Here is a 25,097-nt window from a genome sequence, read left to right on the forward strand (position 1 = left end):
CGTGCACCTGGGTGAAGAGCTGATCGTCCTCGGCATCCTCCTGCTGCTCGCGTACGTGCTGGGCCGGGCCGGCAAGCTCATCGGCCTGCCGTCGATCCCCGTCTACATGCTGGTGGGGCTGCTGGCGAGCACGAACACCGGCTGGTTCCCGCTCAGCTTCGAGTCCGACAGCATCGAGCTGATCGCCATCTTCGGGTTGATCCTGCTGCTGTTCAACCTCGGTCTCGAGTTCGACCAGGACGAGTTCTTCTCGAACGCCGGGCGGCTGATCGTGTCCGGAGGCAGCTACATCCTCGTCAACATGGGCGTCGGGCTCGTCTTCGGCTTCATGCTGGGCTGGGGCACCCGCGAGGCCCTGATCATCGCCGGTATGACGGCGACGTCGTCGAGTGCGATCGTGACGAAGCTGCTGATCGAGCTCAACCGGCTGGCCAACCGCGAGACGCCGATGATCCTGGGCGTGACCGTCGTCGAGGACATCTTCATCGCCGTCTACCTGGCCATCGTGTCGGTCGTGCTGAGCGGCGAGACCGACCCGGGGCCGGTGATCCTCAAGCTGGTCATCGCCTTCGCGTTCCTCGTCGTCATGTTCTCGATCGCCCGGTGGGGCGGCAGGGTCGTGTCGCGGCTCATGCGCACCAAGGACGACGAGCTCTTCACGGTGCTGTTCTTCGGTCTCGCCGTCCTGTTCGGCGGTCTCGGCGAGGTGCTGGGCGTCACCGACGCCATCGGCGCGTTCCTCATCGGCCTCATCGCCGGGGCGACCCGCTACCGCAACCGCATCGAGCAGTTCGCGTTGCCCATGCGCGACGTGTTCGGCGCGTTCTTCTTCTTGAACTTCGGTCTCGGGCTGAACCCGGCGCTGTTCCCGACCGTCCTCGGCCCGGTGGCGATCGCCATCGGCATCACGGTGGGGCTCAACATCATCGCCGGGCAGTTCGTGGCGTGGCTCAACAAGCTCGGCCCTCAGGCGGGCATCAACACGGCGGCGATCCTGCAGAACCGGGGCGAGTTCGCGCTCATCCTCGCCACGTTGTCCATGGGCGCTGGGCTCGACGAGCGGCTGCAGCCCTTCGCCGGTCTCTACGTGCTGCTCATGGCCGTCATCGGCCCCCTGCTCGCATCGAACTCGGAGCGCATCGGGGGAGTCCTGCTGCGTTCGCGCAAGCGCGCCGAGCAGGAGGCGATCGAGAGGCGCCGCCGCGAGAAGGCCGCTCGCGGCACCGACGAGATCGCCCTGATGGAGGCGGCGCTCGCCGGAGCGGACGACGACGCGACGGGCGACGGGTCACCGGCCGACGAGGACGACCGCCGCCGTCGCGCGGTGCCGGTCTCGACCGCGGCGGACCGCCGTCTCGACGCGGGCGCCGCCGATGCCGCGTCCGATGCAGGCGACGACGACCTCGACGACCTCGACGAGATGGACGCCGCCGAGGCGGCCCTCTGGGCGGATCAGGCCGGGCAGCAGTCCGACCAGCGGGCCACGCGACCACGCGACCCGGAGTACTGATCGACCCGCGCCTCCTCGGCTCGCGCACCCAGCGGGGTCACCGGCACGCGACGGTACGATGCCGTTCGTGAGCCGCACCGACGAACGTCCCCTGACGACCGGTCCCGACGGCTCGCCGCTGCCCGAGACCATGTGGCAGGTGGCCCGCCGGGGTCGATGGATCGCGATGCTCGCCCTGTCGCTGGTCATCTCGGGCATCTTCGCCTGGCTCGGCCACTGGCAGCTCGAGCGCAGCATCGAGAGCGGTCAGGTCGCCAACCCGGAGACCGAGACGGTCAAGGTGCTGTCCGACGTCACCGAGCCGCAGACCCCGTTCTACGACAGGGTCGGCGGTCAGATGGTCAGCGTGACGGGCGAGTTCGCGCCCGACGACTTCCGCGTGATCTCCGATCGCGTCAACGACGGCGAGCTCGGCTACTGGCTGATCGGACGCTTCGTCGACGACTCCACCGGGGCCTCGGCCGCCGTCGCCCTCGGCTGGTCGTCCGACGAGTCCGATGCGACCGAGGCCGTCTCCGACGTGCCCGTCGGCACCGAGCTGACCCTGACGGGCCGGTACTCGCCGAGCGAGGCGCCCTCCGACGGCGACTTCGAGGGCGGGCGCGAGACGGTCGTGTCGCTCGCCGCCCTCGTCAACGAGTGGAGCGGCTTCGACGGCGACGTCTACGGCGGCTACGTGGTGGCGGCCGACAGCTGGGGCGCCCTCGAGGCCATCGACTCGCCCGCCCCCGACTCCGACGTGTCGCTGAACTGGCTGAACATCTTCTACGCCATCGAGTGGGTCGTCTTCGCCGGCTTCGCGATCTTCCTCTGGTTCCGTCTCGTGCGCGACGCCTTCGAGCGCGAGATCGACGAAGCCGAAGAGGCCCGCCTCGAGGCCGACGCGACCTCCTGACCCACCCGGCCCGCGCCTCCTCGGCGACTCTCGGGCCGGTCGCCCCCGAGTAGAATCGACGCCATGCCTCCCAAGCCCCGGCAACGCGACATCCCGAAGATCCCGGGTGCGGTGAAGTTCTATCGCATCGCGGCGTACGTCACCGGCGTGATGCTGCTGCTGCTCATCTTCGAGATGGTGTTCAAGTACACGCCTCTGCAGCTCGAGATGCAGCTCGGCGGCGAGGGCGGGTTCCTCGTCCCGAAGGACTCCATCACCACCGGGTTCAACCTGTCGACGGCGATCCTCATCGCGCACGGCTGGCTGTACGTCGTCTACCTCTTCGCCGACTTCCGCCTCTGGAGCCTGATGCGGTGGCCGTTCTCGCGGTTCCTCATCATCGCGCTCGGCGGTGTCGTGCCCCTGCTGTCGTTCTTCGTCGAGAGCCGCATGACGAAGCTGGCGCTGCGCGAGCACACCGCACTCGTGGCCGACGCGCCGAACAGACCCGACCAGACCACCCCGAAGCCCCAGGGAGCATCCGCGTGACAGAAGCCACCGAGACCGCCCAGAGCCCCGTGCTCGTCGTCGACTTCGGGGCGCAGTACGCGCAGCTGATCGCCCGACGCGTGCGCGAGGCCAACGTCTACTCCGAGATCGTGCCGCACACGATCACCGCAGCCGAGATCGCGGCGAAGAACCCGGTCGGCATCGTGCTGAGCGGCGGACCGTCGAGCGTCTACGAAGAGGGTGCGCCCGGTCTCGACCCTGCGATCCTCGATCTCGACGTGCCCGTGCTGGGCATCTGCTACGGCTTCCAGGCGATGGCCAAGGCGCTCGGCGGCGAGGTCTCGCAGACCGGGCAGCGCGAATACGGCGCGACCGACGTCACGCTGGTGCCGGGCGAGAGCACGCTGCTCTCGGGTCAGCCGCTCGAGCAGACCACCTGGATGAGCCACGGCGACTCCGTCTCGAAGGCCCCCGAGGGCTTCGACGTGCTCGCCTCGAGCGCATCGACCCCCGTCGCGGCGTTCTCGAGCGACGCGCGCAAGCTGTACGGCGTGCAGTGGCACCCCGAGGTCAAGCACTCGTCGTTCGGCCAGGCCGTGCTCGAGAACTTCCTGCACCGTGCCGCGGGCATCCCCGCCGACTGGAACAGCGGCAACGTCATCGCCGAGCAGGTCGCGCGCATCCGCGCCCAGGTCGGCGACTCGCGCGTCATCTGCGGTCTCTCGGGCGGGGTCGACTCGGCCGTCGCTGCGGCGATCGTGCACGAGGCCGTCGGTGATCAGCTGATCTGCGTCTTCGTCGACCACGGCCTCCTGCGTGCCGACGAGCGTCGCCAGGTCGAAGAGGACTACGTCGCCTCGACCGGTGTCCGCCTCGTGACGGTCGACGCCGAGCAGCAGTTCCTCGACGCGCTCGCCGGTGTCACCGACCCCGAGCAGAAGCGCAAGATCATCGGGCGCGAGTTCATCCGCAGCTTCGAGGGCGCCGCCGAGGCGCTCGTGCTCGAAGCCGCCGCCGACGGCGAGTCCGACGTGAAGTTCCTCGTGCAGGGCACGCTCTACCCCGACGTGGTCGAGAGCGGTGGAGGCACGGGCACGGCGAACATCAAGAGTCACCACAACGTGGGCGGGCTCCCCGAAGACCTGCAGTTCGAGCTCGTCGAGCCGCTGCGCACGCTCTTCAAAGACGAGGTCCGCGCCATCGGCCGCGAGCTCGGCCTGCCCGAGGTCATCGTCGGTCGCCAGCCGTTCCCCGGCCCCGGTCTCGGCATCCGCATCGTCGGCGAGGTGACGCACGAGCGCCTCGAGCTGCTGCGCGCCGCCGACGCCATCGCGCGCGCCGAGCTGACGGCCGCCGGCCTCGACGACGAGATCTGGCAGTGCCCCGTCGTGCTGCTGGCCGACGTCCGCTCGGTCGGAGTCCAGGGCGACGGCCGCACCTACGGTCACCCGATCGTGCTGCGCCCGGTCTCGTCCGAAGACGCGATGACGGCCGACTGGACGCGCCTGCCGTACGACGTGCTGGCCCGCATCTCGAACCGCATCACGAACGAGGTCGCCGGGGTCAACCGCGTCGTGCTCGATGTCACGTCGAAGCCGCCGGGGACGATCGAGTGGGAGTGACGCCGGTCGTCGCTCCCGTCTGACCGGTCGACGCGGCCGGTCCGAAGACGCCCCTCACGGTCTCGTGAGGGGCGTCCTCCGTCGGTCCGGCGGGCGCTGTGCCGCGTTCGGCGGAGAAGGCGGATGTCGAGCCGCTCGAGTGGTCCGTACGTGCTCGTCGCGGGCTCAGGAGGAGCATCCTCCGACCACTCGATGCGCCGAGAGAGCGTCGCTAGGGTCGGGCTGCCCGCGCACTCGCTTCACGCACCCGCTTCACGCACTCGCTCCGCATACGGAAGCGGGGCCCGCTCCTCTCGGAACGGACCCCGCCTCGGGTGCAGCTGTGTCGCCTAGTCGCTGCCTCGCAGGATCGCGAGCATGCGCAGGATCTCGACGTAGAGCCAGACGACGGTCATGACGATGCCGAAGGCCGCCGACCAGGCGTAGATGCTCGGAGCGCCGCGCTCGACGCCGGTCTTGATCTGGTCGAAGTCGAGGACCAGCGAGTACGCGGCCATCAGGACGACGAGGATGCCCAGGAGGAACCCGATCGGGATTCCGAAGATCTCGCCGCCGCGCAGACCCCACGGGTTGCTGTTCGCGCCGAAGGCCATGAGGCCGAGGTTCAGCAGCGAGAAGACGCCGTAGCCGATCATGCCGATCAGGAAGATCTTGGTGGCGCGCTTGGAGGCGCGCACCTTGCCGCTCTTGAAGAGCAGCAGCGTGACGACGAAGACGGCGGCCGTTCCGAGGAGGGCCTGTGTGACGATGCCGTCCCACTGGTTCTCGAAGATCGCCGAGATGCCGCCGACGAACAGACCCTGGGCCGCCGAGTAGGCGAGCACGAGACCGGCGGAGGGCTTCTTCTTGAAGATGTTGACCAGGGCGAGCACGAAGCCCGCGATGGCGCCGACGAAGGCGAGGGCGGGGACGAACCAGCCGATCGCGGCGCCGACGAGCACGACCGCGAAGGCGATGATCGTCTTCGTGATGGTGTCTTCGTACGTCATGCGGTCGGTCTGCGACGGGCCGGCCGAGGGCTGGGTGTAGAGGTTCTGCAGCTGCTCGGCGGTCATGCCGTTGTATTCGGCGGGCCGCTGGTTCTGAGCGGCGCCGGCCTGCTGCTGCCGGATCACAGCAGCGCCGTTCGCCGAGAAGGCCGGCGACTGACTGAAGCCGGGATTCGAGAATGCCATCAGGATCCTTGTCTTGGTGATCGTGTCGGTCGTCGAGACTCGTCGACCGTTGGTCAACCGTAACGGTTGGTCTGTCTCGGATGGCTGGGGATTCGCCTGATGAGAGCCGTATTCGCGCCAGGCGAACATGCAGTTCGTGCACTGTTCACGCCGGGTCGTCCGAGAACCGGTCGACGAGCCGAGGAGGCGCGCTACCGTGGCGGCGTGACTCCCGTCCCACAGGTCATCGCCCACCGCGGAGCCAGCGGCCACCGCCCCGAGCACTCCGAGGCCGCGTACCGCCTCGCGATCGAGCTCGGCGCCGACGCGATCGAGCCCGACATCGTCGCCAGTCGCGACGGCGTCCTGGTGCTGCGCCACGAGAACGAGATCTCGGGCACGACGGATGTCGCCGATCACGCCGAGTTCGCCGACCGGCGGACGACGAAGCGCATCGAGGGCGCCGACGTCACCGGCTGGTTCACCGAGGACTTCACCTGGGCCGAGCTCTCGACGCTGGCCGTGCGCGAGCGGCTGCCCGAGGTCCGCCCGCGCAGCGCCGAGCACGACGGGACGGGGCGCATGCTCCGTCTGTCCGATCTGGCGCGCCTCCTCGACGCCGCCGACCGGCCCGTCGGACTCGTCGCCGAGATCAAGCACGCGACCCACTTCGAATCGATCGGCCTGCCGCTCGACGAGCTCGTGGCCGACGAGCTGCGGAGCGTCGGCTGGGCGGGCGACGAGCGGCTGACGATCGAGAGCTTCGAGCGGACCGTGCTCGATCGGGTGCGCGCCCGGGGGATCGGGGCGCGTTACGTCTACCTGATCGAGAAGCGCGGAGCTGCGGCCGACCTCGTGGCGCGTCTCGGGTCGGCGGCTCCGAGCTACGCGTCGCAGCTCGAGGCGCCGTCGCTCGCCCGGTTCGCCGCCGAGGGGCTGCACGGCGTCAGTCTCGACAAGTCGACGCTGATCGACGCCGCCGGGTCGACCGACGCCCGCGTCGTCGATCGCGCCCATGCCGCGGGTCTCGCGGTCTTCGCCTGGACGCTCCGGGCCGAGAACGCGTTCCTCTCGCGGGTTCACCGCGGACCGGGAGGGCGGGGCGCGCAGGGTCACTACGTCGACGAGTTCCGCGCGCTCATGGCGCTCGGTCTCGACGGCGTCTTCGCCGATCAGCCGGAGCTCGCGATCGCGGTCCGCGACGGGCTCTGAGGCGCCGATCGGAGCCGGGGAGCCGAGGAGGCGCGGTGCCTGACCGCGCGACCCGTGCCTCCTCGATCCCACTGTCGGTGGCCCCGTTTAGACTCTCCCCGACATGACGATCGTGCTCGACCCCTCAGACCCCACCGGCGCGTCCGGCGATCCGTTGACGGCCGGGCTCAACCCCCAGCAGAAAGAGGCGGTCGAGTACCGCGGCCAGTCGCTGCTGATCGTGGCCGGCGCCGGGTCGGGCAAGACGAGCGTGCTCACCCGCCGCATCGCCGGGCTCATCGCGACGCGCGAGGCCTGGCCGAGTCAGATCCTGGCGATCACGTTCACGAACAAGGCCGCGGCCGAGATGCGCGAGCGCGTCGGGCATCTGGTGGGGCAGGCCGGCGAGGGCATGTGGATCTCGACGTTCCACTCGGCGTGCGTGCGGATCCTGCGTCGCGAGGCCGAGCAGTTCGGGTTCACGAAGTCGTTCACCATCTACGACTCGGCCGACTCGCGGGCCCTGCTCAAGCGGATCCTCAAGCAGCTCGACGCCGACACCCTCGGCTTCACCGTCAGTCAGGCCTCGGGCAAGATCTCGAAGCTGAAGAACGAGCTGACCGACGTCGAGACCTATGCGCGACAGGTCAACGCCGGCGACCCGCAAGACGTGATGTTCCTCGAGATCTTCCGTCAGTACACGCGCGAGCTGCAGCGGGCGAACGCGTTCGACTTCGACGACCTCATCGCTCAGACGGTGTTCCTGTTCCGGGCGTTCCCGCACGTGGCGGCGACGTACCAGCGTCGGTTCCGGCACATCCTGGTCGACGAGTACCAAGACACGAACCACGCCCAGTACGCGCTGATCCGCGAGCTGACGCGGCCGGTCGACCCCGAGCTCGTCGACGAGCTCGAGCGCGGCGGTCAGTTCGTGCAGACGATGCGCGACGGCAGCGGGCGCATCCCGGGGGCGTCACTCACCGTCGTCGGTGACAGCGACCAGTCGATCTACGCGTTCCGCGGGGCGGACATCCGCAACATCGTCGAGTTCGAGCGCGACTTCCCGAATTCGAAGGTCGTGCTGCTCGAGCAGAACTACCGCTCGACGCAGAACATCCTCGACGCGGCGAACGCGGTCATCTCGAACAACTTCGATCGCCAGGCCAAGAACCTGTTCACCACGGTCGGCGCCGGCGAGAAGATCGTCGGGTTCACGGGTTACACCGGTCATGACGAGGCGCAGTTCGTCGCCGACGAGATCACGGCCCTGCACGAGGCCGGCACGGCGTACAAAGACGTCGCCGTCTTCTATCGCACCAACTCGCAGACGCGTGCGCTCGAAGAGATCTTCATCCGCTCGGCCATCCCGTACCGCGTGCTCGGCGGCACGAAGTTCTACGAGCGGGCCGAGATCAAAGACGCCATGGCGTACCTCATCTCGGTCGCGAACCCGGCCGACCCGATGGCCCTGCGCCGCATCATGAACGTGCCGAAGCGCGGCATCGGCCCGGCCACCGAGACCGCCCTGCAGCGCTGGGCCGACACGAATGCCGCTGAGGCGCCGACGCCTCTGCGCGACGCGATGCGCAACGCCGATCAGCTCGGGCTCGGCCCGAAGGTGACCGGGGCGATCCGCGGGCTGGCGACTCTGCTCGACGAGGTGCAGAAGACGGCCGCTACGGCGCCGGTGCACGAGATCCTCACCGCTCTGATCGAGGGCAGCGGTCTGGTCGAGGTGCTGCGCGCCTCCCGCGACCCGCAGGACGAGGCTCGCGCCGAGAACATCGACGAGCTCGTGGCGGTCACGAAGGAGTTCCAGAAGAACAACCCCGACGGCACGCTGCTCGACTTCCTCACCGAGGTGACCCTGGTCGCCGCGGCCGACGACCTCGACGACACGAGCGGCACGGTCTCGCTGATGACCCTGCATACGGCGAAGGGCCTCGAGTACGAGGCGGTGTTCCTCACCGGCGTCGAAGAGGATCTGCTGCCGCACCGCATGTCGGCCAGCGAGCCGGGCGGGCCGGCCGAAGAGCGGCGTCTGTTCTACGTCGGCATCACGCGGGCCCGTCAGAAGCTGTTCATCTCGCTCGCGATGACCCGTGCCCAGTTCGGCGAGGTCAACGTGGCGATGCCGTCGCGCTATCTGCAAGAGATCCCGGCCGAGCTGATCGACTGGAAGCAGTCGCCCGGCATGGCGAACGGTCGCGGCGGCACGCAGCCGCGGGCGCTCAATGCGCGACGCGAGGGCACGGGCGGCGTGGGCGGTTTCGGGGGCACGCCCCGCGCCTCCGGCGGGTACGGCGGCGGCAGCTACGATCGCGCCACGGCGGCCTCGAAGACCAAGCCCAAGACCGAGTGGGCGAACCGCGTCACAGGCACGGTGCGAGACAACGGCGACCTCGAGCTCGAGACGGGCGACCGCATCTCGCACATCGACTTCGGCGAGGGCCGCGTCATGGCGGTCACGGGAGTCGGCGCCCGCCGCATCGCCGAGGTGCTGTTCGACTCGGCCGGCCGTAAGAAGCTGCTCATCAAGGTCGCGCCGATCGAGAAGATCTAGTCGACCGGGCGGCGCGGCGGCTGGTCGGCCGGGCGGCTGGGAAGCTGGGCCGTCTCAGCGTCTGGGTGTCTAGGCCTCGTACCGTAACCGGCGCTCGGGCTCGGGCTGCGGCGATGCCCCCGGTGGTCGGCGGACGACGCGGACGCGGTGATCGCCCAGGACGAGCACGTCGCGACTGACGATCCGCACGGGCACCGACGGGGCCAGCGCTGACACGCTCTCACCGCTCCGCTCGAGAAGCGTCCCGTTGCCGGAGCCCAGGTCTTCGGCCCAGACCGAGCCGTCGGCACGAGCCGTCACCCGCAGATGCTGCCGCGACATCGACCGTGTCGGATCGTCGAGGGCGATCAGTCGGCCGTCCTCCGGCGTCGGCCCCGGGGGCGGTGCTGCCGAGGAGGCGCGGGCCGTGCCGACGGAGCGCCTCCCGATGACGATGGGTCTTCCCAGCACCGGCACCCGCTCGCCGTCGGGCAGCTCGAGGTCGAGGTGCCGGGGGCGCAGGAGGGTCGTGTCGAGGTCATCGGCCGGTGGCAGGTGGGCCAGTGGGGCGGTGGCCTGGCCGGCGGGAGGCGAGGGCGGCAGGTGCGCCGGCAGCGCTGTGCGGTCGGCGGGAGGCGACGGTGCAGGCGCAGGCGCAGGCGCAGGCGCAGGCGGTGGTGGTGGCGTGAACCGATCCTCAGGAGCGCTCGGGGGGTAGGGCAGACGCACCACGCGCGACAGGAGGCCCTCCTCGCGAAGCCGCACCACCGCCTCCGGGGTGATGAGGTCCTGCTCCGACCCTGTGGGGCGCTTGTCCCTCCTCTTCGTCCCTCGACGTCGTGTCACGCGCGGCTCCTCTGTGGAAAACATAACGGTCGCCTTACCCTATGTGACATATTGGGGTCCGTCGCCCAACCGGGGTGACCTGACCGAGAGAGACCATCCATGGCAAACGTCACCGTCACCTACGACGACCTCCGCACGCAGTCCACGCAGCTCCGCAACGGCCAACGCGCCATCGAAGATCAGCTCGGGCAGCTCAAGTCGCAGATCGCGAACCTCGTCTCGTCGGGTTACGTCACCGACAAGTCGTCGCGGGCCTTCGACTCGACCTACACCGAGTTCACGACCGCCGCCACGACGACGATCGCGGCGCTCGAGGGCCTGGCCGGGTTCCTCGAGAGCGCGGCGAACGCGCTCGAGAGCACCGACGCGCAGCTCGCCAGCAGCCTCGGCTGACCTCGTTCCACCACCTGTGGCCGCTCCGAGATGCACGGGGGCGGCCACACCGACGAAAGGAGACCGGCATGGCGCGTTCGACGCTGACGGTCCGCGGCAGTTCGCTCGAGGCTCTGTTCTCGACTCTGTCCGCGATCAAGAGGGATCTCGAGGCGGCTGACGGCTCAGCGGCAGAAGCGGCCGACGCCTGCGGGCACGAGGGGTTGGCAGCCCGTGTGCGGTCGTTCTCGACCGAGTGGAACGACGTGAGACGCGGTCTGTCGGAGTCGCTCGGCGACCTCGGTGGTTCCGCGCTGGCCCTGTCCGACGGCTTCTCCGATGCCGAGAATCGCCTCGCGGGACAGCTGGCGGGCACGAGCTGATGTCGGGGCGGATCTATGAGATGCCGGTGGCGCCGGTGTCGGGTGATGCGGACCGGGTCGTGGTCATGGCGGATCGGTTCGGCTCGACGGCCGAGTCCATCCGTTCGGCGTCGCGGTCGCTCCGGGCGTTGGACGACGGTGGCTCCTCGAGCGACGCCGTGGACGCGTTCATGGCCAAGGCCGCGCTGCTGGCCTCGCAGATGGGGCGAGCCGAAGAGCGTTACGAGGCGGCCGCCGATGCGCTGGCGGCGTATGCGCGGGTGCTGTCCGTGGCGCAGGAGGCCGCCCGTCGAGCACTTCGCGAATACGGGGCGGCGGTCGACGACCACGAGGTCAACCATCGCCAGGCCGAGAAGTTCTCCGGGGAGGCGCTCCTCGAGGCCGATGAGCTCTCGAAGCAGTGGCTGCAGGATCAGGAGCGGCTCCATCGGACGAGGAGCGACGACGCGAGGAGGCGCGTGATCGCTCTCGGGCGCGTGGTCGACGACGCGCATGCCGAGGTCGCGGCAGCGGCGACGGTCGCGATCTCCCGGATCGACGGCGCGAGCGGAGACGTCCTGCGCGACTCGGTGTTCGACGACATCGGAGGTGCTGTCGGCGCCGCCTACGAGGGCTTCCAGACCTGGATGGAGAACAACGACGGCTGGATCTCAGTCGTCATCGACGTGGCGTCTTTAGCGGGAATCGTTTTGATGGGTGTGGCCATGCTCATCCCCGGCGTGAACATAGCCGCGATGCTCGTCGCGGGGCTGGTCCTCCTGCTGTCGACCGCGAGGGCCACGGCAGGGACGGGCACCTGGGCCGAGGTCGCAGTGGCTTTGCTGTCAATGGCTTTTATCGGCTCGGGAGCCTTGGCCGGAAAGGGGCTCAGCCGCTCTATCGGCATTCTCCGCCAGTCACGGACCTCGCAACTCATCGAATCGGGTGCAAGCCCAAATCTTGCTAAAGCCTATGTCAGTCGCATGTGGAGCCGATCGCGCCCGGGCATTCTGGACAACAGTCTCGTCCGGTCTCTTGGAGACCCGTTCACCGCCCAGGTGCGCCGCTTCATCAGGCCGCCCCGAGTGGCTGGTGTCGTCGACGACCCGGTCATCCTCGCCGAAGTGACGCGGAAATTGACCCTGATGAAGGGTTTTCAATCCTTCGATATCTCGCTGGCTGTCGGAGGTCGAGTGCACGACCGGCTGCTCGATGAGGGCCGACCTGCGTCGAGGATCTCGGTCGGGAGTGCCTGGTGACCCGGAGTCTCGAATGGCACTATCCCGAAGACTCCTTAGATCGATGGGTTGTCGCGCAGATTTTCTTGTACTTCTCGACACCTTTGACTGTGGTCATATCCCAGGGAACGTTTGCCGTTTATGGCGTATTCGATTTGACTCAAATGGCTCGAGGCCAGGGGGCTGATGCGGCTCGCTTCGAAGGGCTCTCGCCTTTTGAGCTGCCGCCGTTTATTGTTCCCGGCTGGATCTACCTGATCTTGACCACAGCCGTGGTGTTGACTCTCGTCTTCATGTTCACGGGTCCGAAGTCTGGTCCAATCAGGGCTCATCCCTGGTTGTTGCCATTCATGTGGGGCGTGAGCGCGTTCTTTCTCGCGGATTACGCCCTCGCCTTCGACTACGCGGAGGGGTGGCCCACTTACGTCGTCTACTTCGCTGCGGTCATGGGGGCGTGCTCCGTCGTCGGGTTCGCGGCGGCGGCGGTTCGTGGAGTGAGAGAGCGGGTCGCTCGGCGGCGCGAGCGAGCGGCCGAGGCATGAGCCGCACGTTCGTCCATCGCTCGGTGAGCGGCGCTGCGCGGTCGTACTCGCTCGTGCTGCCGGCGGGATTCGTGCGCGTGGGTGGCTCGTGGTCGGCGGAGACGGCCTTGTCGGAGGCCGTCGCACAGCTGGGGTTGGAGGACGACGCGGCGACGGTCTTCCGAAGACAGGCACGCCCCCTTCTCGGAGCCATGCCCGCGGCGGGGGATGGCCTCCGACTGCTCGACAGCTACGTCCTCGCGGGCACCTGGCCGGGAACGCGCATCTCGGCCACGATCACGTGCGGAGTGGCGGATGTGCCGCCGGCCGTCGACCCGGACACCACCCTCATGAATCGGGCCGTGAGACACGGGGGATCGATCACAGCTGTCGCAGGCGAGCCGGCCGTCACCTGGACGGACAGCGGCGAGGTCATCTCGCCTCCAGGACTCCCCTCGCCGGTGACCGTCCTCCGCCGTCGGACCACGCTCAGCCGCATCCACGGCCTGGCCTCGCACCTCTTCGTCGTCGTCGCCACGGTCGGCGGCGACGTGCGAGACGCCGATGACGATCCCGACGGGACCATCGCGGACGCCCTCGCGGACCTCCTCGGGGCGGTCGTCGAGACCATCCGGTGGCTCGACCGAGACGGCAGCACCATCACCGACCGGGCCACGGCATGACCCGTCCTCCACGACTCACGACCCTGCAAGGACAGCAGATGACCCACTCCCGCACCGACGCCCACGCCTACGACGTCCTCATCGGTCACGATCCCTCGATCTGGGTCGCCCTGCCCTCGAGCTGGCCCTTCCAGGAGCACACGGCCGCGCCCTCATGGATCGACGCCACATTCGACGACATCCGGGCGAGGTCCTCCACGGTGACCCGATCGGGGCTGAGGCACCTCCGCCGAGTCCTCGAGCACCTGGCGCAGATCCCTCGCGAGAACGAGTCGCACTACCTGTTCGCGCCCTCGGTCGACGAGCTCGCCGGGCTGCTCCGGGTGCAATACGCATTCTGCGACGGGGAGCGCGAGACGATGTTGCGGAGGCTGGTGCTCGAGAGCGATCTCGACCAGATCGAGCCGCCTCTCCTCGAGCCCTTCTCGACCGCCGACCTCGGCGACGGGTGGCGAGGAGTCCGGTTCGCGGAATTCGAAGGCGAGCTCGAGGCCTCCATCGTCTACTCGTTCCGGGCCGAGCCCTATGACATCCGGGTCAGCCTCCACGTCGGGCCCCCGGAGGAGACGAGCGCACTCATCCCGTTCAGCGACGATCTCGTCCGCGACATCAGCGTGGTGCCCGCCGAGTGAGGATCAGCGCCACCGTCAGACACGAACCGTCGCGGCAGACCACGGACTTCGTGTGGGAGGTGGAACCCGGCACGACCCTGGCCGCCATCGTCGCGCACGCCGCCGGCCACCTCGGCGTCGACTCGAGCGGCCCACAGCACGTCCACGTCGACGGGGAGCCGACCGACCCACGCCGCACCGTCGAGCAGGGAGCTCTCACCGAGGGCTCCGTCATCAGCTTCGGGGCGCCGCCGAGCGTCCCCCGCCTACCCGACGACCTCCCGACGGTCCGCATCGTCGGCGGGCCGGGGGCGGGGACGGTCTTCGTCGTGGACCCGGGAGTCGTCATCGTCGGGCGCGGCAGAGGATCGACGGTGGTCCTCGTGGACCCTCTGGCACCTCCTCTCGCCGCCGCGGTGACACTCGACGGAACCGGTCGCTTCAGCATCTCCCCGGCCCTGGCGGAACACGGTCCGCACGCCCCGACGGACGGCGACGGCCCGCTCAGCGAGGTGGCCGACGGTCTCGCAACCGTCTACGTCGACCGGCGTCGCATCACCGCACGCACCGAGATCGATGACGCCAGCATCGTCCAGATCGGAGAGACCCTGCTCGCGGTGTCAGCGGCCGATGCCGCCCGAGCGGCGACCAGCCCGACCGAGGGCGGCGGCTTCGTCGATTACGCGCGGCCACCTCGACTGCTCCCCGACGAACCCCCGACGGTGTTCCGATTCCCTCCCGAGCCGCAGCCGCCCACACGGCGTCCGCTCCCCATCGTCGCCGCAATCGCCCCCCTGGTCATGGCCGTCGTCATGGCGCGCCTCTTCGGCAGCCTCGGATTCCTGGCCTTCGGGCTGATGTCACCGGTCGTCCTCATCGGCAACCACTTCTTCGACCGTCGCAACGGTCGGACCTCGCACCGTCGTCGACTCGCCGAGCACGAGGCGACGAAGACGGCCATCGCCGACGACGCTTCGGCGACCGTCCGGCAGATCGAGCGTCAGCGGCGCCTCTCAGCCCCCGACCCCGCGACCGTCCTCGACATCGCCGTCCGTCGCCGCTCCCGCCTGTGGGAGCGGCGACGCAGCCACGCCGACCATCTCTCGCTCCGCCTCGGAACCGCCGACATGCCCTCCGGCGTCACCGTCGAAGACCCCGCCGAGCTCGAACATCGGCGGATCGTGTCCCGTCCGGCGCTCGACGTGCCCGTGAGCGTCGACCTCGCCGAGCACGGCGTGATCGGGCTCGCCGGGCGTTCCGACGACACCCGGGCGCTCGGCACCTGGTTCGTCGCGCAGCTCGCCGTCCTGCAGAGCCCTCGCGACGTCGAGGTGGTCGTGCTCACCGGACCCGAGGGGCGGGAGAGCTGGTCGTGGCTGCGATGGGTGCCGCACGCGCGGACGGACGGCGGGGGCGTCCGGCTGGCGGTCGAGTCGGCGGTCGTGGCGCGCCGACTCGCGGAACTCGGAAAGCTCGTCGACGCCCGCCGGAGGGCCGCACGGGAGGGGTCGGGGCGGGCGGCCTCGTCGGGTCCGGACGTCGTCGTGGTCATCGACGGGGCACGCCGGCTCCGGACGCTCCCCGGGCTGGTGCCCCTGCTCCGCGACGGGCCGGCGGTCGGCATCCGCTCCGTCTGCCTCGACGTCGATGCACGGTCCCTGCCCGAGGAGTGCCTGGCCGTGGTCACCTGCGGACCGGACGGTCACACCCTCGCCGTCGACCGCACCCCCGTCGTGGAACGCGTCCGCCCCGACCGCCTGCCCGCTGGATGGCCCGACGCCGTCGCCCGCGGCCTCGCGCCGTTGATCGACGTGGGGGACGAGGACGACGCGGCGGGTCTGCCCGCACGATCGCGCCTCCTCGACGTCCTGGATCTGAGCCCGCCGACCGCGGCGAAGGTGCAGGCGCGGTGGGAGGCCCGCCCCCCCACGACCGAGGTCGTCATCGGACACGGGATCGACGGCCCGTTCTCGTTCGACCTCCGATCGGACGGCCCGCACGCACTGGTCGCGGGCACGACGGGGTCGGGCAAATCCGAGCTGCTGCAGAGCATGGTCGCCTCGCTCGCGGCCTCGAACACGCCCGACTCGATGACGTTCGTGCTCGTCGACTACAAAGGAGGCGCGGCGTTCCGCGAACTCGCCGCCCTGCCCCACACGGTCGGCATGGTGACCGACCTCGACCCTCACCTCGTCGAACGGGCGCTCGATTCGCTCGGTGCGGAGCTGGTGCGGCGGGAGCGTCTGCTCGCAGCCGCGGGCGCGAAGGACATCGAGGACTACCTCGACGGCCCCGGCGCGCTCTCGCGAGTCGTGCTGCCCCGTCTCGTCATCGTCATCGACGAGTTCGCGAGCCTGGCCCGCGAACTCCCGGACTTCGTCACGGGACTCGTCGACATCGCCCAACGAGGGCGCTCGCTCGGCGTCCATCTCATCCTCGCCACTCAGCGTCCGACGGGCGTCGTGACCGGTGACATCCGCGCCAACACCAACCTGCGGATCGCCCTCCGGGTCACCGACGAGGGTGAGAGCACCGATGTCATCGACGCTCGGGACGCCGCGGGCATCTCGAAGTCGACCCCGGGGCGCGCCTTCGCCCGTCTCGGTGCCGGTGCGCTCCTGCCGTTCCAGGCCGGGCGGGTCGGCGGACGAGCCCCCGGCGCGTCGACCGCATCGGAGCGGCCGCTGTGGGGAGCCGTCGTCCCCGACGCGTCGGTCGGTCGGCCTCTTCCGGCACCACCGAAGGAGGCACGGGTCGACGGATCGGACGAGACCGACCTCGTGCAGCTGGTCACCGCGACGATCGACGCCGCCGATCGGCTCGGCCGACCGGCGCCGCATCGTCCCTGGCTCGACGCGCTGCCCGAGACGATCACGCTCGACGAGATCCGGCACGCCCACGCCTGCTCGCCGCCGGCCCTCGGTGCCGTCGCGGCGTTCCCCTTCGGACTGGAGGACCACCCGGCGAGCCAGGCACGGCGCCCCGCTGTGTTCGACCTCGCACAGGACGGCCATCTCGCCGTCGTCGGGGCTCCGCGAACCGGTCGATCGCAGGTGCTGCGGGCGCTCGCCGCGGCGATCGCCGCGACCTCGACGGTCGCCGACGTGCACATCCACGCCCTCGACTGCGGCAGCGGGGCGCTGCTGCCCCTGACGAGCCTGCCTCACGTGGGCGTCATCGTCCAGCGGACGGAGGTGGAACGAGCGGCCCGCCTGCTGACCCGTCTCGTGGGGGAGTGTCAGCGTCGACAGGAGGTGCTGGCGGCCGGCGGGCATGCGGGAGTCGTCGAACAGCGTCGCGCGGTCGGCGACGATGGCGGGCTGCCCCACATCATCCTGATGATCGACCGGTGGGAGGGGTTCGCCAGCGGTCTCGGAGACGTCGACGGAGGGCGGCTCGCCGACCAGGTGACGCTGCTGCTGCGGGAGGGGGCGAGCGCCGGGATCCACCTGATCATCACCGGTGACCGTCAGCTCGCCGCCGGCCGGTTCTCCACCCTCGTCGATCGCAGGATCGTTCTGCGTCTCGCCGACCCGTCCGACTACTCGCTCGCCGGTCTCGATCAGAGACGGATGCCCGACCGCATGCCCGAGGGACGGGGCGTCGCGGCAGGCAGCGGGGTCGAGCTGCAGATCGCGCTGATCGGATCCGACGCGTCGGGTCGGGCGCAGGGGGCCGACCTCGTGCGGATCGGTGCGGTCGCGACCGCTCGGGAGATCGGCGTCCCGCCGACGAGACGACCCTTCCGCCTCGACCGGCTCGAGGGCCCTCTCGGGTACGACGACGCCGTGCGCCGCCGCCGTCACGGTGGGGTGGAGCGCGACGGGCATGCGATGTTCGCCTTGATCGGAGTCGGCGGAGACGACCTCGAGGCCGTCGGCCCGGACCTCAGCATCGGCTCCGGCACGTTCGTGATCGGCGGTCCGGGTCGCAGCGGCCGCAGCACGGCCCTCGTGAGCGTGGTCCGCTCGCTGGTCGACGACGGCGTCGAGGTCGTCGTCGTGGCGCCCCGCCCCTCGCCCCTCCGCAGCCTCACGCCCGGTCACGGGGTGCTCGCTGTCGTGACGGGCGCTCGCCCCGGGGAGGACGAGCTGGCTCCGTGGTTCGACACCGCGCCTCCTCGGCGGGTGCTCGTCGTGGACGATGCGGAGCTCCTCCGCGACGGTCCGGCCGCTGCATGGCTCTCGAGCTTCGTGATGTCGTGCTCCGATCGTGGTCACGGGGTGGTCGTGGCGGGTGCGTCGGCCGAGCTGGCGACGGGTTTCTCGGGGTGGCTTGTCGACATCAGACGCAACAGATGCGGTGCGGTGCTCAGCCCGCAGACGCCGGTGGACGGCGACGTGATCGGTGCCGTGCTGCCCCGGAGCTCGCTGTCGGGTCGGCTCCGGCCGGGGGCGGCCGTCGTCCATCTCGGGTCGGGGGATCTGCTGCAGGTCAGAGTCCCGTTCGGATGACGGGATCGAGCGGGACCGTGGAACGGGCAGCCGCCCGGCCCACGGCCCCGTGATCAGACCGTCGCCCGAGATCGCCGCGTCACGGTGTCTCGTGACCGAGAGCGGGGGCCTGTGCATCGGTCGTCGACATCCTCCGACGGTGGACGGCGCCGACGAGGCCGGTCAGCAGGACCAGGAGGAGTCCCGTGCCGATGACGCCGACGGCCAGACCGGCTCCTCGGAGGCCGTCGGGGCCGCCCGTGAAGGCGAGGGCCGTGGCGGCGGCGGTGGGCTCCGGCTGCACCTCTTCCGGGACCGTCGGCTCCTCGGGTGCCTCGGGCATGACGGCCGCGACCATCTCGGACTCGTGCACGAGCGAGTCCTCGAAGGCCGGGATGACGCTGACGCCGGACTCATCGGGTGCCGAGCCCTCCGATCGGAGGACGAAGACGTAGGTGCCCGGGTCGACGACCGTCACGCACGGCGTCTCGTGCCTCCCGTCTCCGTCGATCGTCGTGGTGACGCGACCCGCGATCAGGGCCGGGTCGAGTTCCGACGAGGGACCCAGATCGTCGCCCTCCGAGAGCGTCCGATCGGCTGGGAAGGGGCCGACGAGGAGGGACTCGACGTCGAGGGAGTCCACGGACGCGTTCATCCCGGAGACGTCGAGGGCGTCGCTGACGCAGGTGCCGGTGAGCACCTGCTGCGGACCGACGACCTCGGTCGCGATCGACGGCGACCAGGGGACGAGCGTGGTCTCCGTGGCCGAGCCGAAGACCGAGCGCCATGGACGGACGCGGTCGCGCCCGGCCTCGACCGGGGTGTCGGCGGGGTCGATGGTCTCGACCCAGGTGTAGTAGCCGCCGCCCGGCAGCTCGCATCCTGGCGTGTCGTAGGTGCCGGGGCCCTCGGTGACGACGACCTCGACCCGGCAGACGACCGGTGCCTCGTCCGGCCATCCGGCGGTCTCGACCACCGGCTGCTCGAACGGGCCGAGCAGCGTGCTCCGCACGGTGACGGGCACGGGCGCCCAGCGGCCGCCGTCGGCGTAGCGACCCCACTCGGGAAGCACACCCTCGCCGGGTGCGACCGTCAGCGTCAGCTGGTCCGTCAGGACGGTGCCGGGCTCGGCCACCGCGTCGCTCGTGACGGTCGAGACCCGTGGCTGGAAGGGCAGCGGCGATCTCGCCTCGGTGGAGTCGCTGCCGGATGCCGCCACCGAGGTGCCCCCCGAGAACAGGATCATCTGCGACCCGATGGCGCTGCTGCCGACGGTGATGATGCGCCCGTAGGGCAGACCGGTGAACTCCGCCTTCGCCTTCACGGTCAGGACGGGCGTCGTCGCCGTCGCGCGGAACGTCAGCGCCTCGCCGTTGCGCGGAGTCGCCGTCGCCCGCCCGTCGGCGAAGACGGCGCCCTCGAGGGTGACGGTGCCCCGGTGGGTCGGCCCGAGTCGGGTCGGTCCGCCGGCGACCCGGTCGACGGAGAGATCAGCGCGCACGGTGCCCGTGCCGTCGTCGCGCAGCTGGAGGGCGACCGAGCCGCTGACCGAGCGGGAGGCGGCCGCCGTCGCCTCGGCGAGCATCTCGTTCGCGCGCTCGAGCACGACGGGCCACTGGTCGTTGGCGCGACCCGCGTAGTAGCGCTGATCGTGACCGTTCAGCCCCGTGATCGTCCAGACCGCGAGCTGCCCCGCGGCGGCCGTGTTCGGGTCGGTCGTCCCGGCCCAGGTCCGCGCGATGTAGGCCAGTCGCGCATGATCGGCGGTCGATACGCCGAAGACGTCCGACCCGGTCTCGGTCACGTACTCGTTGCCGATCGGCGACGACTTGCCCGCCTCGAGGCAGAAGGCCTGACGGCCGTCGGGGAGCCGGTACGTGCCGAGCCAGGAGGCCCGGTCGCCGTTCCAGAGGTGGCCCGTGCCCAGGCCCGTCGGCGTGATCGCCGAGGCAGGCAGGGCGGTCAGCAGGCTGGCCGCGAGCGTGCAGATGAGCAGGAGCAGGAGCGGCAGGAATCGCCGTCGTGGGGCCCGGGAGAGGGCGTTCGTCGATGTCATGGGACGACGATGACGGGAGGGGCGGGAGCGGCGTGAGCGCGCCTCCTCGGCCTGTGGACCACGGTGGGACGCGCCGCTCGGGGGAGGGAGCGCGCTCGCCGGCTGTGGAACGAGGGACGCCCCCGTCACACACTGGCGACGGGGGCGTCCGGTGGTTCGGGAGGCGCAGTCAGTCGGTCTCGTCGAGGTCGATCTCCTCGCCGACGAGGTCGTTCTCGGCCGCATCGGGCGCGCCCTCGCGGGGTGCGCCTCCGGTCGGGCCGTCGTTGTGCTCGCCGACGCCGGGGAAGACCGTCTCACCCGCGACGGCGTCGTTGGTCGCGATCTGCTCGGACTCGGCGAACGCGTCGGCCTGGTCGTAGGGCTCATCGCCGGAGGCGGCGGGGGTGCTGCTGGTGTCGCTCATGAGGTGTCCTCTCAGGGGTGCTCTTCGTCTCTCGATGACCTCCCGTCTACTCCTCCCCAGCGGGCGCCTCCGCCGGACTCTTTCAGGTCGCCGGGCCGCTGACGTACCCCGCAGGGCTCCGCGCTAGGCTGACCGCGGCCCGTCGTCACGACGTCGAGAGAGTTCGGCGCCCTGGCCTCGCGGCCACGGCCGACACGTCGGCACGACCGACCGGAGCAATGGCGCAGCGATGCGGATTGGAAGAACAGCGTGGATCTTTTCGAGTACCAGGCCAGAGACCTGTTCGAGCAGTACGGCGTGCCCGTGCTGCCGGGCATCACGGCCGACACCCCCGAGGAGGCGCGTGCCGCGTCCGAGAAGCTGGGTGGCGTGACCGTCGTCAAGGCTCAGGTCAAGGTCGGCGGGCGTGGCAAGGCCGGCGGCGTCAAGGTCGCGAAGACCCCCGACGACGCCGAGGCCGCCGCTCGCGACATCCTCGGGCTCGACATCAAGGGCCACGTCGTCAAGCGCGTCATGATCGCCGGCGGCGCGCAGATCGCCCAGGAGTTCTACTTCTCGGTGCTGCTCGACCGAGCCAACCGCTCGTACCTCTCGCTCTGCAGCGTCGAAGGCGGCATGGAGATCGAGCAGCTCGCCGTCGAGAAGCCCGACGCCCTCGCTCGCATCGAGGTCGACCCCCGCTCGGGCATCGACCTGGCCAAGGCCACCGAGATCGCGAAGGCCGGCGGGTTCCCCGACGAGCTGATCGAGAAGGTCGCCCCCGTGCTCGTCAAGCTCTACGCCGTGTACGAGGGCGAGGACGCCACGCTCGTCGAGGTCAACCCGCTCGTCCTGACCGAGCAGGGCGACATCGTCGCCCTCGACGGCAAGGTCTCGATCGACGAGAACGCCGACTTCCGTCACCCCGGTCACGCCGAGCTCGAAGACGCCGACGCTGCCGACCCCCTCGAGGCGAAGGCCAAGGCCGCCGGCCTCAACTACGTCAAGCTCGACGGCGAGGTCGGGATCATCGGCAACGGCGCGGGCCTCGTCATGTCGACGCTCGACGTCGTCGCGTACGCCGGCGAGGCGCACGGCGGCGTCAAGCCCGCGAACTTCCTCGACATCGGCGGCGGAGCGAGCGCCGAGGTCATGGCCGCCGGACTCGACGTCATCCTCGGCGACGCCCAGGTCAAGAGCGTCTTCGTCAACGTCTTCGGCGGCATCACGGCCTGCGACGCCGTCGCGAACGGCATCGTCGCCGCGCTCGGCATCCTCGGCGACACCGCCACCAAGCCCCTCGTCGTCCGACTCGACGGCAACAACGTCGACGAGGGCCGACGCATCCTCGCGGAGGCGGCGCACCCCCTCGTCACCGTCGTGGCGACCATGGACGAGGCCGCCGACAAGGCCGCCGAGCTGGCTTCGAAGTAAGGACTGAACAGAACAATGTCGATCTTCCTCAACAAAGACAGCAAGGTCATCGTCCAGGGCATCACCGGCGGCGAGGGCACCAAGCACACGGCGCTCATGCTGAAGGCCGGCACCCAGGTGGTCGGCGGCGTCAACGCCCGCAAGGCCGGCACCACCGTGACCCACGGCGACGTCGAACTGCCCGTGTTCGGCACCGTCTCCGAGGCCGTCGCCGAGACCGGCGCCGACGTCTCGATCGTCTTCGTGCCCCCGGCCTTCGCGAAGGACGCCGTGGTCGAGGCCATCGAGGCCGCCGTCCCCCTCGTCGTCGTCATCACCGAGGGCATCCCCGTGCAGGACGCCGCCGAGTTCTGGGCGCTCGCCAAGTCGAAGGGCGGCGTCACGCGCATCATCGGGCCGAACTGCCCCGGAATCATCACGCCCGGCGAGTCGCTCGTCGGCATCACGCCGGCGTCGATCTCGGGCTCGGGCCCCATCGGCCTCGTGTCGAAGTCGGGCACCCTGACCTACCAGATGATGTTCGAGCTGCGCGACCTGGGCTTCTCGACCGCCATCGGCATCGGCGGCGACCCGGTCATCGGCACGACGCACATCGACGCCCTCGAGGCGTTCGAGGCCGACCCCGACACCAAGGCCATCGTCATGATCGGCGAGATCGGCGGCGACGCCGAAGAGCGTGCCGCCGAGTACATCAAGGCGCACGTCACGAAGCCCGTCGTCGGCTACGTGGCCGGCTTCACCGCACCCGAGGGCAAGACCATGGGCCACGCCGGCGCCATCGTCTCGGGCTCGGCCGGCACGGCCCAGGCCAAGAAGGAGGCCCTCGAGGCCGCCGGAGTCAAGGTCGGCAAGACGCCGAGCGAGACCGCGGCCCTGCTGCGCGAGGTGTACGCGGCCCTGTAGAGCCGACCCGCGCCTCCTGAACGGGCGTGTGCGTCGAGACCGGGTGAGTCGTCATCACCCGCGATCGGCGGACACGCCCGTCTCGGCGTCCGGGCGACGGGCGGGGCACGCCGAGAGCGTCCGAGGGGCCGGGTAGGGTCGTCCACGATGAACCGCCCTGCCACCGCCGCCTTCGCGGCCCTCGAAGCCCTGCTCGTCGTCGGCATCGGCGTCGGGCTCCCGGTCGCGGTCATGAGTCTGCTCTGGGCGTTCCAATACGGGCTCCAGCTCGACTGGGTCATCTTCTGGCGCGCCTCCGTCGACACCTGGCTCGTCGGGCACGGCGTCGATCTCACGCTGCAGCTCAGCGGGCCGGCAGCCGAGGCGACCGGCGTCGCCGGGGCCGACGCCCCCATCGGCATCACCATCGCCGCCCTCGGCTTCTCGGCGCTGACGGTGCTGCTCGGTCTCCGCGCCGGTCGGGCCATCGCCGAGACCCGGCACCGGGTGACCGGCCTCCTCGTGACCATCGTGACGTTCGCGCTCATCTCGCTCGGTCTCGCCGCCACCGCCCAGCACGCTCTCGCCGCGCCCTCCCTCTGGCAGGCGCTCGTGCTGCCGCCCCTCGTCTACGCCGTGCCCGTGCTCGTCATGGCCGAGATCACCCGGCGGCGACGAGGTGAGGACCCCGGCCCCGTGGCCCTTTTTGTCACCCGACTCGTCGTCCGCGCGCCTCTCGCGGCCCGGGTCGTCGCGGCAGGCGGTCTGCGGGCCGGCCTCGCGACCGCGGCCGTCGTGCTCTCCGTCGCGGCGCTCATCGTGGCGCTGCTGCTGCTGACGCACTTCTCGCAGATCATCACCCTCTACGAAGGCGCGCACGGGGGTCTGCTCGGCGGCCTCGCCCTCACGATCGGGCAGCTCGCGCTGCTGCCCAACGTCATCGTCTGGGCCGCATCGTGGCTGATCGGGCCGGGTTTCGCTCTGGGCACCGGCTCCGCTGTCTCGCCCCTGGGCACGTCGGTCGGTCCGCTGCCGGCCGTGCCGTTCCTCGGCGCTCTGCCCACGGCCGACCTGCCCTTCGCCTTCGTCGGGCTGCTCGTGCCCGTCGTCGCCGCGTACGTCATCACGACCCTCCTGCGACCACGGCTGCAGGCGGCTCTGGCCGCGGCAGGCGTCGACGACGTCCTCCGCCGCGTGCTCGTCGGCGTGGCGGTCGGCCTCACGGCCGGTGTCGCGATCGGCCTGGCCTCGTGGGCGTCGGCCGGCTCGGCCGGGCCGGGGCGTCTCGTCGACGTCGGACCGGACCCGTGGGTCGTCGGCGCGATCGCCGCGCTCGAGGTCGCCGTGCCCGCCGTCCTCGCCATGATCGTCACCCCGCCGCGGTTCGTGGGCGGCGTGGGGCTGCCGACCCGCGCCTCCTCGGTGTCCACCGACGGCACGACCCGCCCCGGGTCGGATCGCTCGGCGTCGACCACGGCGAGCCGCCTGCCGCGCGAGTTCGGCACCCCGCCGGTCGACGACGCCGGAGGCGCGTGGGCGTCGGCCGGAGCCGTCACCGCGACCCGGGGTGACGAGGGCGACGACGACCGTGACGCCGCGCGCCTCGGCGAACGGGCCGGTGGCCCCGCCGACGCCGACGCCGACGCCGCCGCCACCGCCTCCATCGGAGACGGCGAGGGCGGCGCAGCGGCCGGCGGCGCAGCGGCAGGCGGCGGCGCGACGGGTCGAGAATCGTCGCCGCCCGCCGTCGGCCGAGATGGCGACGACGGCCGCGGCGACGGCCGAGACCCCGATGAAGACCCCGCTGACGACCCCGACGACGACCCCGACGTGACGGACCGTCTCGACGGACTCACCCGCTGACGTGACGG

At 70.6% G+C, this 25,097-nt stretch carries 20 protein-coding genes; 16 read left to right on the forward strand and 4 right to left on the reverse strand.

The window, feature by feature from the left end:
* Position 1: 1 nt before the first annotated feature.
* From ASF89_RS03205 to guaA, 4 genes are all read left to right on the forward strand, one after another.
* Entirely contained in the window at positions 2–1,510 is a 1,509-nt protein-coding gene (locus ASF89_RS03205; RefSeq protein ID WP_055811990.1) for a cation:proton antiporter, read from the forward strand.
* 67 nt (positions 1,511–1,577) lie between these two features.
* Positions 1,578–2,405 carry an SURF1 family protein gene (locus ASF89_RS03210; RefSeq protein WP_162236422.1) on the forward strand — a complete coding sequence of 276 codons (828 nt, stop codon included), beginning with the start codon at positions 1,578–1,580 and terminating at the stop codon, positions 2,403–2,405.
* 63 nt (positions 2,406–2,468) lie between these two features.
* Entirely contained in the window at positions 2,469–2,933 is a 465-nt protein-coding gene (locus tag ASF89_RS03215) for a DUF3817 domain-containing protein (protein WP_055811993.1), read from the forward strand.
* A complete protein-coding gene (guaA, locus tag ASF89_RS03220) occupies positions 2,930–4,516 on the forward strand; it encodes a glutamine-hydrolyzing GMP synthase (RefSeq protein ID WP_055800029.1) in 1,587 nt (528 codons plus the stop codon). Before ASF89_RS03215 ends, guaA begins: the two co-directional genes overlap by 4 nt.
* 329 nt (positions 4,517–4,845) lie before the next feature.
* Here guaA and ASF89_RS03225 read toward each other — a convergent pair whose 3' ends face one another.
* Positions 4,846–5,691 (reverse strand): Bax inhibitor-1/YccA family protein, encoded by an 846-nt coding sequence (locus ASF89_RS03225; protein ID WP_055811996.1) that lies wholly within the window; start codon positions 5,689–5,691, stop codon positions 4,846–4,848.
* Between the two features lie 204 nt (positions 5,692–5,895).
* Between ASF89_RS03225 and ASF89_RS03230 the strand changes: the two genes are divergently transcribed.
* Positions 5,896–6,882 (forward strand): glycerophosphodiester phosphodiesterase family protein, encoded by a 987-nt coding sequence (locus tag ASF89_RS03230; RefSeq protein ID WP_055812000.1) that lies wholly within the window; start codon positions 5,896–5,898, stop codon positions 6,880–6,882.
* Positions 6,883–6,985: 103 nt separating this feature from the next.
* The gene (locus tag ASF89_RS03235; RefSeq protein ID WP_055812003.1) at positions 6,986–9,424 is read left to right on the forward strand and encodes an ATP-dependent helicase; all 2,439 of its coding nucleotides are present in this window, start codon (positions 6,986–6,988) and stop codon (positions 9,422–9,424) included.
* A gap of 69 nt (positions 9,425–9,493) precedes the next feature.
* Here the strand turns inward: ASF89_RS03235 and ASF89_RS15295 are convergent, their stop codons facing one another.
* Positions 9,494–10,249, reverse strand: coding sequence for an FHA domain-containing protein (locus ASF89_RS15295; protein ID WP_156463304.1), 756 nt, complete (start codon positions 10,247–10,249; stop codon positions 9,494–9,496).
* A gap of 99 nt (positions 10,250–10,348) precedes the next feature.
* Between ASF89_RS15295 and ASF89_RS03245 the strand changes: the two genes are divergently transcribed.
* From ASF89_RS03245 to ASF89_RS03275, 7 genes are all read left to right on the forward strand, one after another.
* A complete protein-coding gene (locus ASF89_RS03245; protein ID WP_055812009.1) occupies positions 10,349–10,642 on the forward strand; it encodes a WXG100 family type VII secretion target in 294 nt (97 codons plus the stop codon).
* Positions 10,643–10,710: 68 nt separating this feature from the next.
* Entirely contained in the window at positions 10,711–11,004 is a 294-nt protein-coding gene (locus tag ASF89_RS03250; protein ID WP_055812012.1) for a hypothetical protein, read from the forward strand.
* The gene (locus ASF89_RS03255; protein ID WP_055812014.1) at positions 11,004–12,242 is read left to right on the forward strand and encodes a putative T7SS-secreted protein; all 1,239 of its coding nucleotides are present in this window, start codon (positions 11,004–11,006) and stop codon (positions 12,240–12,242) included. The genes ASF89_RS03250 and ASF89_RS03255 overlap by 1 nt, the downstream gene beginning before the upstream one ends.
* Positions 12,239–12,763 carry a hypothetical protein gene (locus ASF89_RS03260; protein ID WP_055812016.1) on the forward strand — a complete coding sequence of 175 codons (525 nt, stop codon included), beginning with the start codon at positions 12,239–12,241 and terminating at the stop codon, positions 12,761–12,763. The genes ASF89_RS03255 and ASF89_RS03260 overlap by 4 nt, the downstream gene beginning before the upstream one ends.
* Positions 12,760–13,425 carry a hypothetical protein gene (locus ASF89_RS03265; protein WP_055812021.1) on the forward strand — a complete coding sequence of 222 codons (666 nt, stop codon included), beginning with the start codon at positions 12,760–12,762 and terminating at the stop codon, positions 13,423–13,425. The genes ASF89_RS03260 and ASF89_RS03265 overlap by 4 nt, the downstream gene beginning before the upstream one ends.
* Before the next feature lie 38 nt (positions 13,426–13,463).
* A complete protein-coding gene (locus ASF89_RS03270; RefSeq protein ID WP_055812023.1) occupies positions 13,464–14,057 on the forward strand; it encodes a hypothetical protein in 594 nt (197 codons plus the stop codon).
* A 59-nt stretch (positions 14,058–14,116) separates the two neighbouring features.
* A complete protein-coding gene (locus ASF89_RS03275) occupies positions 14,117–18,490 on the forward strand; it encodes an FtsK/SpoIIIE domain-containing protein (protein WP_162240680.1) in 4,374 nt (1,457 codons plus the stop codon).
* A 79-nt stretch (positions 18,491–18,569) separates the two neighbouring features.
* On the opposite strand, the gene ASF89_RS03280 is transcribed toward ASF89_RS03275, so the two are convergent.
* The gene (locus ASF89_RS03280) at positions 18,570–20,525 is read right to left on the reverse strand and encodes a thioester domain-containing protein (RefSeq protein WP_055812030.1); all 1,956 of its coding nucleotides are present in this window, start codon (positions 20,523–20,525) and stop codon (positions 18,570–18,572) included.
* Positions 20,526–20,694: 169 nt separating this feature from the next.
* The gene (locus tag ASF89_RS03285) at positions 20,695–20,931 is read right to left on the reverse strand and encodes a hypothetical protein (protein ID WP_055812033.1); all 237 of its coding nucleotides are present in this window, start codon (positions 20,929–20,931) and stop codon (positions 20,695–20,697) included.
* A gap of 249 nt (positions 20,932–21,180) precedes the next feature.
* On the opposite strand from ASF89_RS03285, the gene sucC reads away from it, so the two are divergent.
* From sucC to ASF89_RS03300, 3 genes are all read left to right on the forward strand, one after another.
* Complete coding sequence (sucC, locus tag ASF89_RS03290) at positions 21,181–22,344, forward strand: ADP-forming succinate--CoA ligase subunit beta (protein WP_055800055.1); 1,164 nt, start codon at positions 21,181–21,183, stop codon at positions 22,342–22,344.
* A gap of 15 nt (positions 22,345–22,359) precedes the next feature.
* Positions 22,360–23,247, forward strand: a complete 888-nt coding sequence (gene sucD / locus ASF89_RS03295; RefSeq protein ID WP_055800058.1) for a succinate--CoA ligase subunit alpha — start codon at positions 22,360–22,362, stop codon at positions 23,245–23,247.
* A gap of 147 nt (positions 23,248–23,394) precedes the next feature.
* Positions 23,395–25,089 (forward strand): DUF6350 family protein, encoded by a 1,695-nt coding sequence (locus tag ASF89_RS03300; RefSeq protein ID WP_055812036.1) that lies wholly within the window; start codon positions 23,395–23,397, stop codon positions 25,087–25,089.
* The last annotated feature ends 8 nt before the right edge of the window (positions 25,090–25,097 follow it).

This window comes from Frigoribacterium sp. Leaf172 (assembly GCF_001424285.1).
In the GTDB taxonomy this organism is placed as follows: domain Bacteria; phylum Actinomycetota; class Actinomycetes; order Actinomycetales; family Microbacteriaceae; genus Frigoribacterium.